Below are 13,012 nucleotides of genomic sequence, written 5' to 3' on the forward strand. Positions count from 1 at the left end.
ATCACCTGTTTGCAAACATGGGTTTCAGGAAGTCCAGCTAACATTTGGGTTTCGCTCTGTTGTCACCCCTTATTTGGGGATGGATACCTGGTTTGAAAAACTGATGGAGAAATAATCTGGGAAAATAGTTTAAAGTTTACATGTTATGATCATGTATGAAGTTGGAACAAAATAAAAGAATTGTGCTATACTATTGTTCAAGAAAAAACTCATTGACATATTTCAATCTATTTAGGAGGATAACAGCATGATATTAAAGTTATTGAAATAAAAGATTATATAAAAAATCCAAAATCGAATGGTTATCGAAGCTATCATATGATTGTTGAAATACCAGTATTTTTTGCTAAGGGTAAAACACCTATGCGTGTAGAATTACAGATTCGAACCAATGGTATGGATTTCTGGGCAACATTGGAACATCAACTTCGCTATAAAAAAGGAATTGAAGAAATGCCTGGCTATGATGAGATAAGTGAAGAATTACTTCATTCTGCAAGAGCTATCCTTGAAGCAGATAATGAAATGCAGAGAATAAAAGACAAAATTGGTATGTTACACGAAATTTAGGGAGAAAACTGAGCAAGTAGGAAGGTGGAATATATATGAAACAAGATACTTTAGAGGGCAAAGCAAAAACAAAAAATGGGGTAAAACGGCTGTGCTTTTCCATAATCTGCATTCTTCTGGAAGTGATTTTTATTATTACTATCGTAACACGCTTGAATGAATATGCAGAAATCATAAATTTATTTACAAGGATTTTGAGTGGGATCTTGGTTTTGGGATTGTACGCATCAAATAAGACATCCTCTATGAAAATGCCTTGGGTCATCTTAATTCTAATTTTCCCAATTATGGGTGTAGGCCTGTATTTGTTGATTGGTTTGAATGGTGGCACACATAAAATGCGTGAGCGATATGCAGAAATTGATAGCAAATTGTTACCAATGCTCCCGGGCAGTCAGGAGTGTTTGAGCAGAATAAAAGAAACAATTCCGAAAGCAGGAAATATAGCAAGTTACATACAAAGAAATTCGCAGTATCCAATCTATCAGAATACGGATATTGTGTATTTTGATGAAGCAGTGAAAGGATTAGAGGCACAGCTTAAGGATTTGGGGAAAGCACAGAAGTTTATCTTTATGGAATATCATGCGATAGAAGACGCTGAAGCATGGCATAAGATTCAAGATGTTCTGGAAGAGCGAGTAAAAGCAGGTGTGAAAGTTAGAGTATTCTACGATGATATGGGTTCTATAGGCTTTATTAACACAGATTTTGTGAAAAAGATGGAGGCAATAGGAATTCATTGCCGTGTATTCAATCCGTTTATGCCAGGTTTAAATCTGTTTTTGAACAATCGTGATCATAGAAAAATAACAGTTATTGATGGAAAAGTCGGATTTACAGGTGGATATAATCTAGCAAACGAATATTTTAATTACACACACCCGTATGGACAGTGGAAAGATACAGGTATTCGTTTAGAAGGAGATGCTGTTCAGTCGCTTACGGTGACATTTTTGGAAATGTGGAATGCAGTAAGTGATAAGGATGCTAATGATTCTGATTTTAGTAAATACCTTTTCCACTATGATTATGCGGCACAGCAAACTGGGTTTGTTCAACCTTATGCAGACAGCCCTATGGATAATGAGCAAGTAGGAGAAGAAGTTTATATCAGTATGATAAATAAAGCTGAAAAATATTGTTGGTTTATGACTCCATATCTAATCATAACAGATGAAATGACGCATGCGTTATGTCTGGCTGCTAAGCGAGGGGTAGACGTAAGAATTATCACACCTGGTATCCCTGATAAAAAATTCATTTATAATATAACTCGTTCTTTTTATCATGGATTGGTTAAACATGGTGTTCGTGTTTATGAGTGGACTCCTGGTTTCTGTCATGCAAAAATGAGTGTGGCAGATGACTGTATGGCAACTTGTGGAACAATTAATCTGGATTATCGAAGTTTATATCACCATTTTGAAAACGGCTGTTTTATGGCAGATTGTCAGGCAGTTGTGGAAATAAAAAATGATCTGATAAGAACGATGGGAGAATGTCGTGATGTGACAGGCCAATATCAAACCGGACGAAGTGCATATTTGCGACTGGGACAATTATTTATGAGATTATTTGCTGGATTGCTATAAGAATCTGATGAAACGACCTTTCAAAAAACAGTTGATTTAGAAGTTAACTGTTTTTGAAAGGCCGTTTTTGCTATATCTAACAGTCTGTTGTACAAAGAAGATTTTGCATGGATGAAAAAACAAACCTTGTTGAGGTTAAATTGAGATTGACTTTGTATTGTATAAGTATGAAATAAAAAGGAATCAGGTGATGTACAATGAAAAAGTATAAAATATGTAAAATCCTTCTTGTTATACTGGCAGTTTTTTTATGTGTGGCTTTTTATGAATTGCTCGGAATCCACGTTGCATATAAAAAGCAGCCGGAAGTGTCCAATACAACCAAAAAAGAAACAAAAAATGGGTCATGGAACGAATGCAGTGAAAATACAGAACGGGCAGTAATCATAGAAAAGAATCCAGAAGCGCTTTTACAAAGAGTGCGTTTGATCAAAAATGCAAAAAAGGAAATTATTCTTTCTACTTTTGCATTTCAATCCGATGAAAGTGGAAAATTGATTTTAGGAGCACTGCATGATGCGGCAGACAGGGGTGTACATATTCGTCTGTTAGTAGATGGAATGGAGAGCTGGATTGATATGGAAGGAAATCCGTATTTCTATGGATTATCTTCCCATGAGAATGTTGAAATTAAACTATATAATAAGGCCAATCCGTTGAAACCGTGGAAAATGATGGGTAGAATGCATGATAAATATTTGATTGCAGATGGAAAGAGATATATTCTTGGGGGAAGAAATACATACAATTATTTCCTGGGTGATTTTCCGGGACATAAGAACTATGACAGAGACGTGTTAGTGGTTTGCGATGAACCTGAGAAAGAAAATTCAGTTAACCAGTTGTTAGAGTATTTTGAAACGATATGGGAACAAGAAGACAGTGGTTATTTTCATGACAATAAAAAACTGGCAAATAGAAAATCTGTAAAGAACGCAGTTTTAGAGCTGCAGAACGGCTATCAGAAATATTTTGAAGAGAATAAGGAAAGAATCTGCGATACCGATTACACGGACGAAACTTTTGAGACAGAAAAGATTGCATTAGTGTCAAATCCTATCCACACAGGTTCCAAGGAACCAGTAGTCTGGTATCAACTGGGAGAACTAATGAAAAATGCAAAAGAGCGCGTGAAAATTCATACACCATATATTATTTGCAATGATATGATGTATAATACATGGAAAGAGATTGCGGAGAGAGTTCCGGATTTTTCTATCATGACCAATTCGGTTGCCAACAATGGAAATCCGTTTGGTTCTGCTGATTATGCGAGAAACAGAAACAGAATTTTAAATACAGGAATTGATATCTGGGAGTATGAAGGCGGCTATTCTTACCACGGAAAAAGCATCCTGATTGATGATGATCTATCCGTAATCGGTTCCTTTAACATGGATATGAGAAGCACGTATCTGGATACGGAACTGATGCTTGTAATACGTAGCAAAGAGATTAATAAACAGTTGGAAGAAGGCATGATGGAATATGAAAGAGTGTCCCGACAGGTATTGGAAGATGGAACCTATCGTGATCCATATCATGTAGAGCCAATCGAATTAACAAAGAAACGTCAGAGAAAAATATTTTTGGTACAGCATCTGCTTGGATGGGCAAGGTATCTGTTTTAATAAGGAGGAAGGAAAACGTGTTTCAAATATTGATTGTAGAAGATGATAAAGAATTAAGCCAGCTATTCCAAAAAGTGCTTGAGAAGAATGGATATCAGGTCAAAAGTGCATCGGATGGAGCACTGGCATTAGAAATATTGGATAAAGAGTATATTGATCTGATCATTTCCGATATTATGATGCCGGTTATGGATGGTTATGAACTGGTGTCGGAACTCCGTTCAGCAGGATATCAGATACCGGTACTTATGATCACTGCGAAAGGTTCCTTTGATGATATGCGCCAGGGATTTCTTTCGGGAAGTGACGATTATATGGTAAAACCGGTAAATGTGAATGAAATGGTTTTAAGAGTTGGAGCACTGCTTCGCCGTGCACAGATACTGAATGAACACAAAATTGTGATCGGTTCAACAGAGTTTGATTATGATGCAATGACGGTTACAACTGATAAGGAAAGTCTTGTTTTGCCTAAAAAAGAATTCCTGCTTTTATATAAGCTTGCAGCTTCGCCAGGCAGAACATTTACAAAACAACAGTTGATGGATGAAGTATGGGGATACGAGACGGAGGCAGACCCACATACGATAGAGGTACATATAGGAAGAATCAGAGAGCGTTTTAAAGATAACCCTGATTTTGAAATCGTAACAATGCGTGGAATTGGATACAAGGTGGTGAAAAAATAATGGAACAAAAGAAAGAAAAAGGATTGCGGATCCGATCCTGTCTGACTGGTGCAATCTGGCTGGCACTTGTATTTTCAACAGTCATATCTGCTTTATTATTTGCTTTTTTGAATCATTTTTTTTATCTGCCGGGCAGCATATCTGTGCTTGGCTGGCTTTTGATTTTCAATACATTGATTGCCGGGCTGATCACTTCCTTTATTAATGCAAAGTTACTGGAACCAATTACCAGACTTAGTAAAGCAATGAAGGAAGTTTCTCAGGGAGATTTTGAACAGCATTTGGAAACGAACAGCCGTATAGCAGAAGTTGGAGAATCTTATCAAAGTTTTAACGTTATGACAAAAGAACTTCGTGCAACAGAGGTGCTGCAGATGGATTTTGTATCTGATGTTTCTCATGAGTTTAAGACCCCGATTAATGCCATTGAAGGATATACAATGCTGCTTCAGGGAGAAGAACTGTCTCCGGATCAAGAGGAATATGTAGAAAAAATCTTATTTAACACCCAAAGACTTTCCGGATTGGTTGGTAATATTTTGCTGTTATCCAAGTTAGAGAATCAGAATATACCAATGAAAAAAACAGAATATCGTCTGGATGAACAGATCCGCCAGGCATTTCTTTCATTGGAAACAAAATGGACAGAAAAAGAAATTGGTTTTCAGGTAGAATTGGAGGAAGTTAAATATACTGGGAATGAAGGACTTTTTATGCATATCTGGATAAATCTTTTGGATAATGCGATTAAGTTCAGCCCTTCAAAGGGGACAATTACGATGTTTCTGAAACAAGAACAGGATTCTGTTAAGTTCATTCTGGAAGATGAAGGACCAGGAATAGAGGATGATGTAAAATCCAGAATATTTGACAAGTTCTATCAGGTAGATGGATCTCATAAAGCAGAAGGAAATGGCCTAGGTCTTGCACTTGTAAAACGGATTGTAGATAGTGCCGGAGGAACAATCAAAGCAGAAAACCGTGAATATGGTGGATGCAGATTTGTTGTAGAGCTTCCAATACAGAAAGATGAGGCCATATAAGTTTAAGAAAAACAGATAGAGGAGGAATTACATGACATTTTATCAGGAGTTGCAGTTAAATCAGGCAGGTTCTAAAAACCTGTTGAAAAAGAGTGAAACACTAAAAGAAAAATCATATCATATGTGGGTATATCTGGTGAAGATAGCTGCTACAATGGCATTTTGTTTTTGCTTTGTTAGTATTTTCAGTATCCTATTTGGAAATGAGAACAGCATTGTAGGTGTAGTAGTCTTATTATGTCTCATGGTGTTTAGAAATGCGGATCTGGGGATCCACACCGGACAATCTACGATGCTTTTGGCTTTGTTCTTTGTAATTATGACTGTATGTCCGCATTTAGCAAATCAGTTTTCACCGGTATTGGGAATGCTGTTAAATATTGCGGCACTGGCTGTGTTGATTCTGTTCGGATGCCATAATCCATTCATGTTTAATCAATCTACATTGGTTCTTGGGTATCTGCTGCTATATGGTTATGATGTTACGGGAAAAAGCTATCAGATGCGATTAGTCGGAATGGCTTTAGGTGCAGCACTTACCTGCCTCGTATTTTATCGAAATCATAAAAACAGAACTTATAAAAGAAATCTGAAAGATCTGATACAAGAATTTGATATCACTTCTTCCAGAACAAAATGGCAGATATGTCAGATTTTATGCGTACCGATTGTCCTTTGCATTGCAGAACTTTGTAATATGCCACGTGCAATGTGGGCTGGTATTGCGGCCATGTCCACGATTTTGCCGTTTATGGAAGATATGCACTACAGAGTCCGTAAAAGGATTGTCGGAAATATTGCAGGTGTTATATGTTTTACAGTATTATATTTTCTGCTTCCTTCGTCAATCTATGCATATATAGGAATTCTTGGTGGAATCGGTGTAGGATTTTCAGCACAATATGGCTGGCAGGCAGTATTTAACACATTTGGTGCTTTAGCCATTGCAGCAGAGACTTATGGACTACAAGGAGCGGTTAGTCTTAGAGTGATTCAAAATGTTTTTGGTGTTGTGTTTGCTTTAGCATTTTGTGTTATATTTTATTGGTTTATGTCTAAAAAAAAAGAAAGTAAGGTGACCGTACATGCAAAGTGAAGTGAATCAGGAAGAAAATTTGAATAGAATTATTACGGTTCCTAATCTTCTTTCTTTTTTTCGGCTTTGTCTGATTCCGGTAATTATATGGAGTTATTGTGTAAAGAAAAATCCTCTGTTAGCTGGTGAAATCTTATTGCTGTCTGAGCTTCCCGATATGTTCTGGTAAAGACTTGGACCATGGCAGAAGCTCTGTTAGAAAATCAGTTTTTTTATCCTCCACATGTTTAGGGATTTCTCTGAGCAGATGTCGAACTTTCCTATTATATAAGAAAATTCCGCATAGCCGCTGATGATAATGAGCTACATATCTTCCCGGATTTTTCTCAGCACCGAGCAGACTTCCAGTTCAAGTTCTTCCCCCAGGATCCTACCTTCCATCCTTTCTTTTCTGTCATACCCTGCTGTAAGTATAGCATAGACTTTTGTTTCCGACATTAAAAATTCCATCGACATCCGTTTCTGCACACGGTATAATAGGTATCATGTAAAGAAAAAGGAGGTTGTTTTCTTATGTTATCCTGCACCTACGAAGTAGTCGCCATCGATGGTGATTACGCGCATTTACGCCGCAATGACATCGAACCGGAGGACAATGAAATGAAACTGGTTGCCCGCGCACTGCTGCCGCCGGAAATTATGGAGGGCAGTATTTTGAAATACGAGATGCTGCAGTATGAAATCATTGGCTGATGCTGTTTTTCCGGCCGAGGTGTTTTCTCTCCCGCTCTTTCATGGCATCTCGGAAACCGGGCGGACGGCTCTTGTTTCGAGCGGGTGGCTGCGGACGTGTTCGTTTGAGAAAAACCAGACCATTTATCACATGGGTGACCGCGTGTCCGAACTGGGGATTGTGCTGTCCGGCAGCGTTTTCGTGGAGAATACGGATCTCTGGGGCAACCGCAGTATCTTAAGCAAGATCACCCCCGGCCAGGTATTTGCCGAAACGTATGCCTTCTGTCGGGAGCCGATGATGGTGAATGTCACGGCAGCCGAAGCCTCGACGGTTCTCTTTTTCAATCTTCGAAACCTCGACCAGACCGCCGATGGTGATGATGCATGGCTGTCCCAGCTTCGCAGTAACATGCTCCGCATCTCCATGCAGAAAAATCTTACCCTCTCCAAACGCATTTTCTGCACTACACCAAAGACGATCCGCGAGCGCGTGCTGGTCTACCTCGCCGCGCAGTCTGCCAAAACCGGCGCCGACACCTTTACGATCCCCTTCGACCGCCAGGGCCTCGCCGACTACCTGAACCTCGACCGGAGCGCCCTCTCCAAAGAACTCGGAAAAATGCAGAAAGAGGGAATCCTCGAATTTCATAAAAACAAATTTACGCTGCGTCATCCGTCTCTCTAGGCGGTACCGCAGCGTAAATTTTTTACCGTTTCATCGTTTCAAATGCTTATTTTTCATAAACGAATATACACAAAAAGTATTTTTCCGTGGTTATAACCACATACTTTTCCTGTTATATCCGATATTCTGTACGTGTAAATTATGAAACTCCGCGCAGATCTGTTTTTCCCTCTGCGCTTAACCCCTCGGAAATACCCTACAGGAGGAACTATTTTTATGGAACAGAATATGTTTTGCTACCAGTGTCAGGAAACTGCCGGCTGCTCCGGCTGTACAAAATCCGGTGTCTGTGGAAAGCGCCCGGAGACAGCGGCGCTGCAGGATCTGCTGATCTGGACGACGAAAGGACTTTCCGCCGTGACGACACAGCTCCGCCGCGAAGGAAAAACCGTCGATGCCAGCGTCAATCATCTCATCACCGAAAACCTGTTTACGACCATCACAAACGTGAACTTTGATGATGATACGATCCGCGCACGAATTGAGGCAACGCTTGAGACCAAAGCGCTTCTCGCTCAGCTTGCCGACTGCTCCGCTCTGCCGGAAGCCGCCCTCTGGAACGGCACAACCGATGAGTTTACCGCAAAAGCGGTTACCGTCGGCGTACTTTCCACGGAAAATGAGGACATCCGCTCTTTACGCGAGCTCATCACCTACGGTCTGAAAGGACTTGCCGCGTACACCAGCCATGCCAATGTTCTCTTAAAAGAAAACGAGGAAATCGATGCCTTCCTGCAGCGTGCTCTCGCCGCAACGCTCGACGATTCCCTCTCCGCAGAGGAACTGACGGCTCTCGCACTCGAGACCGGCTCCTACGGCGTGCAGGGAATGGCACTGCTCGATGAGGCCAATACTTCCGCTTACGGCAATCCGGAGATCACCACCGTCGATCTCAGTGTCGGCACCCGCCCGGGTATTCTCGTCTCCGGCCACGATCTGCGCGACCTCGAGATGCTGCTCGAGCAGACCGTGAACACCGGCATCGATGTTTACACCCACTCTGAAATGCTGCCTGCACACTACTATCCGGCGTTCAAAAAATATGAACATTTTAAGGGAAATTATGGTAACGCCTGGTGGAAGCAGAAAGAAGAATTTGAAGCCTTCAACGGCCCGATTCTGATGACGACGAACTGTATCGTGCCGCCGAAGGACAGCTACAAAAACCGTATTTACACAACCGGAGCGGTTCGTTATCCGGGATGCCCGCACATCGACGGCGTCATCGGTGAGACAAAAGATTTCTCTCTGCTCATCGAACAGGCAAAGCACTGCGCACCGCCGACGGAACTCGAGCAGGGAACCATCGTCGGAGGCTTCGCCCATGCACAGGTACTCGCCCTGGCAGACCAGATCGTCGATGCCGTGAAATCCGGCGCGATCAAAAAATTTGTTGTCATGGCTGGATGTGACGGCCGTGCAAAAAGCCGCAGCTATTACTCTGATTTTGCACAGGCACTGCCGAAAGACACCGTGATTCTGACCGCCGGCTGTGCAAAATACAAATACAACAAGCTGAACCTCGGCGACATCAACGGCATTCCGCGCGTCCTCGATGCCGGCCAGTGCAATGATTCCTACTCTCTTGCCGTGATTGCACTGAAATTAAAGGAGGTCTTCGGCCTCGACGATATCAACGATCTGCCGATCATCTACAATATTTCCTGGTACGAGCAGAAAGCTGTGATTGTTCTTCTGGCGCTGCTGTCTCTTGGTGTCAAGAACATCCACCTCGGCCCGACACTCCCGGCATTTTTAAGTCCGAATGTCGCAGCTCTTCTCGTTGAAAACTTCGGCATCGCCGGAATCGATACCGTTGAAAACGATATGGAATTGTTTTTCGGGAAATAAAGAAAACCCCTTGCTTTCTTTCATTTTTCCACGTATACTGTATATGTTCAGACAAAAATATCTTTGAATTTGGGCATATCAGAAAACGGACCTCAGATTCCATTTCTATACATGCCCGACACCGATGAGTCATCTCATCTTAATCACACATTTTTAGAACGTGCCTGGGATTTTTTTCAGACACGTTCTCATTCTATCACGGAGATTTATAAATTATGAGCATCATGAAAAATATCAATAAAGCCAAGGTTATGGTCTTAAAAGATCAGGTTTCCTACCAGGAAGGCCAGATCGTCAGCAAAACACTGGTACAGAATGAATCCGTCAGCATCACCTTATTTGCCTTCGACAAAGGCGAAGAAATCAGCACCCACGAGTCCGGCGGCGACGCCTTCGTCACCTGCCTCGACGGAACCGGTGAAATCACCATCGACGGCGTAAAATACGAACTCCACGAAGGCGAATCCATCGTCATGCCGGCAAAACATCCGCATGCAGTGTATGGCAAAGAGCAGTATAAGATGCTTCTGGTAGTGGTATTCTAACGTATCCTTTTTGAACCAATTATTGATATGCCTGGCAAAATAAGGCAGCATGCCTCAGGATTTCCTGTGATATGCTGCCTTGCCTTTTTATTCATTTACGCCTTTTCTATTAGGCATTCATTCTTTTTGGTCTTTTTATCATAATTAATTCCAACCAGTAGAATATCTCCAATATACGGTTCCAATGATGCAATGTACTTTTTCTCTTTGATCTGATCCGTCTCCACCCACAGATGGGCTATGAGCTCCTCAGCAAATGGGATTCCACAAGACCATACGCCGAGGCGGCGCTCTACCACCATCTCTGGTACGACGAAAAAGGCGGCTATCCGCGCGAGTATACCCATAAAGGCAACGACAACGCCATTCTCTACCAGATCCTCACCTGCGCCGATTGTCTCGGTGCGGCAACCGATTCCGTCGGGCGGCTGATCACCGTGGAACGCGAACAGTTATACCGCGAAGTCTTCGGTAAAAACGTGGAGCTGGTTCTATAACTTTGGTTTCTGTTTATGGCGTTAATTCGTATATCCGTATATTGTAGTTCTTTTCAAGCTTCTGTCCGTCTCGCGTGGACACATTGTAGAATGCACAAATTTCATTCAGCCCACATGTTCATTTCGTTAATTTATTAATGAACGTATTTTTTCAGCTTTATGTTTTATGTTAATTTGTGTTCCTTTATCGTTCATCGTTTTGTGAACATCAAGTTGACATCATTAAAAGAAAATAGTTTACATTTTGGGAAAAATATACTAAAATAACAGAAACGGTCAAATCTCCGCCGAAAAAAAACGGCGGAGATTTTTCTGGAAAGAAGGGCGAAAAACGTGTTTGAAAGACGATCGAAAAATTTCGAAGAAAATGCGTAGAAAATCCGCCCGAAAAGGTGAAAAACCAAGCATAAATCACAGGGAGGAACTCATACTATGAAAGAAATCATCCAGGGCTTCTACCAGAAGAAACATTTCTGGACCCGCCTGATTCTGGTCATCGCTGCCGTCATCCTGATGGGCTTTGCGCTCTCATGGCTGCTTCTCGTCGATCTCGGCACCGATCCGTGTACCTTGTTAAACCAGACCATCTCCACCCGCCTCGGCATCAGCATCGGAAACTGGCAGGCGCTCTTCAATACCGTCCTGCTCATCTTCGTTATCATTTTCGGCGGCAGAAACTTAGGCTTCGGAACCTTCGCAAACATGTTTCTCGTGGGATATTCCATCGACTTTTTCTCCTGGATCTGGGCGAAAGTCCTTCCGGCAGACCTCTTCACCTCGATGGGTGTGCGAATCGCCGTGCTGATCCCGGCGCTGATCCTGTTTATCCTTGCCGCATCCTTCTATATGGATGTTGATATGGGAACTGCACCATACGACGCAGTATCCTTCATTATCTCCACCCACCTGCCGAACGTTTCGTTCCGTGTGATCCGCATCGTCTACGACTTCGTTGTCACCGCGATCGCCGTTCTGCTCGGCGGAAAACTCGGCATTGTCACCGTGCTGATGGTTATTACCCTCGGTCCGGTCATTGAATGGCTGGGAAATATCATGAAACAGCATCTGAATATTTTTGATGACTGAAATCATTGCTTTTCCGCGCTTTCTATACTACAATAGAACCACCAGATGATCTTTTTTCTAAAAGAAAAGCCTGCCTCCGGGACTCACATCTCTGTGGCAGGCTTTTCTTCCCTGAAAATAGCCGAAAAAAGACTCAAAAAGCAGAAAATCATTTATATTAAGGAGGTTTTTCCTATGAGCAACACCCCAAACCCTGTTTACGAAAAACTGATGAAATGCTACGAGAGCTTCCGCTCCCAGATCGATTTCCAGCCGGAAGTCGCACTGATTCTCGGTTCCGGCCTCGGTGATTTTGCGAATGATATCCGCGTTACCGCAACCCTCGATTACCATGATATCGAAGGCTTCCCGGTTTCCACTGTTCCGGGCCACGCGGGCCGTTTTATCTTCGGCTACGTCGGCGATGTGCCGGTTGTCTGCATGCAGGGCCGCGTTCATTATTATGAAGGCTATCCGATGACCGACGTCGTTCTCCCGACCCGCCTCATGAAGCTGATGGGCGCAAAAGCACTGTTCTTAACCAACGCCGCCGGCGGCATCAAACAGGGCACAAAGCCAGGCTCTCTGATGCTGTTAAACGGCCAGATCGCCTGCTTCGTTCCATCTCCGCTTATCGGACCGAACATCGACGAGCTCGGCACCCGTTTCCCGGATATGAGCCAGATCTACGACCTTGAATTCCAGAAAATCGCACGGAAAGCCGCAGCCAGCCTTGATATCGACCTGATGGAAGGCGTTTATCTGCAGCTCACCGGCCCGCAGTACGAGTCCCCGCAGGAAATCACCATGTGCCGCACCCTCGGCGCAGACGCGGTCGGCATGAGCACCGCCTGCGAAGCCATCGTTGCACGCCATATGGGCATGCGCGTTATCGGTATTTCCTGCATTACCAATCTTGCCGCCGGCATCTCCCCGCAGCCTCTGTGCCATGCGGAAGTTCAGGAGGCAGCTGACATGGTTGCACCGCAGTTCAAAAAACTCGTTGCCGCAACGATTCAGGGCATCGCAAAGACACTGTAAACACACAGCGGCCGGGGTCTGTTAAAAAA

Annotated in this window: 12 protein-coding genes and 2 pseudogenes; all 14 read left to right on the top strand. The window is 42.8% G+C overall.

All coding sequences use genetic code 11. The features are described from left to right. Positions 1–243 precede the first annotated feature (243 nt). Positions 244–570: pseudogene (locus tag DXB83_RS12750) on the top strand (GTP pyrophosphokinase); the annotation flags it as partial. Positions 571–605: 35 nt separating this feature from the next. After that, positions 606–2,165: a cardiolipin synthase gene (cls, locus tag DXB83_RS12755; RefSeq protein ID WP_118697718.1), complete on the top strand. Its 1,560-nt coding sequence runs from the start codon at positions 606–608 to the stop codon at positions 2,163–2,165. A 197-nt stretch (positions 2,166–2,362) separates the two neighbouring features. Further along, positions 2,363–3,796: a phospholipase D family protein gene (locus DXB83_RS12760; protein ID WP_055225914.1), complete on the top strand. Its 1,434-nt coding sequence runs from the start codon at positions 2,363–2,365 to the stop codon at positions 3,794–3,796. Further along, entirely contained in the window at positions 3,775–4,485 is a 711-nt protein-coding gene (locus tag DXB83_RS12765; protein ID WP_044024695.1) for a response regulator transcription factor, read from the top strand. Before DXB83_RS12760 ends, DXB83_RS12765 begins: the two co-directional genes overlap by 22 nt. Next, on the top strand, positions 4,485–5,528 hold the full coding sequence (locus tag DXB83_RS12770) for a sensor histidine kinase (protein ID WP_118640522.1): 1,044 nt from the start codon (positions 4,485–4,487) through the stop codon (positions 5,526–5,528). Before DXB83_RS12765 ends, DXB83_RS12770 begins: the two co-directional genes overlap by 1 nt. A gap of 31 nt (positions 5,529–5,559) precedes the next feature. After that, positions 5,560–6,624, top strand: coding sequence for an FUSC family protein (locus DXB83_RS12775; protein ID WP_118697719.1), 1,065 nt, complete (start codon positions 5,560–5,562; stop codon positions 6,622–6,624). Next, positions 6,614–6,784, top strand: a pseudogene (locus DXB83_RS12780) (CDP-alcohol phosphatidyltransferase family protein); the annotation flags it as partial. The gene DXB83_RS12775 and the pseudogene DXB83_RS12780, both read left to right, overlap by 11 nt. Before the next feature lie 353 nt (positions 6,785–7,137). After that, on the top strand, positions 7,138–7,317 hold the full coding sequence (locus DXB83_RS12785) for a hypothetical protein (RefSeq protein ID WP_055225919.1): 180 nt from the start codon (positions 7,138–7,140) through the stop codon (positions 7,315–7,317). Then, a complete protein-coding gene (locus tag DXB83_RS12790; RefSeq protein WP_117510613.1) occupies positions 7,301–7,984 on the top strand; it encodes a Crp/Fnr family transcriptional regulator in 684 nt (227 codons plus the stop codon). The genes DXB83_RS12785 and DXB83_RS12790 overlap by 17 nt, the downstream gene beginning before the upstream one ends. A 216-nt stretch (positions 7,985–8,200) precedes the next feature. Further along, positions 8,201–9,835 (top strand): hydroxylamine reductase, encoded by a 1,635-nt coding sequence (gene hcp, locus DXB83_RS12795; protein WP_118697720.1) that lies wholly within the window; start codon positions 8,201–8,203, stop codon positions 9,833–9,835. A 215-nt stretch (positions 9,836–10,050) separates the two neighbouring features. After that, entirely contained in the window at positions 10,051–10,380 is a 330-nt protein-coding gene (locus DXB83_RS12800) for a cupin domain-containing protein (RefSeq protein WP_022462474.1), read from the top strand. 233 nt (positions 10,381–10,613) lie between these two features. Further along, the gene (locus DXB83_RS16530; protein WP_118595968.1) at positions 10,614–10,877 is read left to right on the top strand and encodes a hypothetical protein; all 264 of its coding nucleotides are present in this window, start codon (positions 10,614–10,616) and stop codon (positions 10,875–10,877) included. Between the two features lie 432 nt (positions 10,878–11,309). After that, the gene (locus tag DXB83_RS12810; RefSeq protein ID WP_118697723.1) at positions 11,310–11,963 is read left to right on the top strand and encodes a YczE/YyaS/YitT family protein; all 654 of its coding nucleotides are present in this window, start codon (positions 11,310–11,312) and stop codon (positions 11,961–11,963) included. Positions 11,964–12,137: 174 nt separating this feature from the next. After that, entirely contained in the window at positions 12,138–12,983 is an 846-nt protein-coding gene (locus DXB83_RS12815; protein WP_118697724.1) for a purine-nucleoside phosphorylase, read from the top strand. Positions 12,984–13,012: the final 29 nt, after the last annotated feature.

It is taken from the genome of Blautia sp. OM06-15AC (genome assembly GCF_003481425.1).
Classification (GTDB): domain Bacteria; phylum Bacillota; class Clostridia; order Lachnospirales; family Lachnospiraceae; genus Fusicatenibacter; species Fusicatenibacter saccharivorans.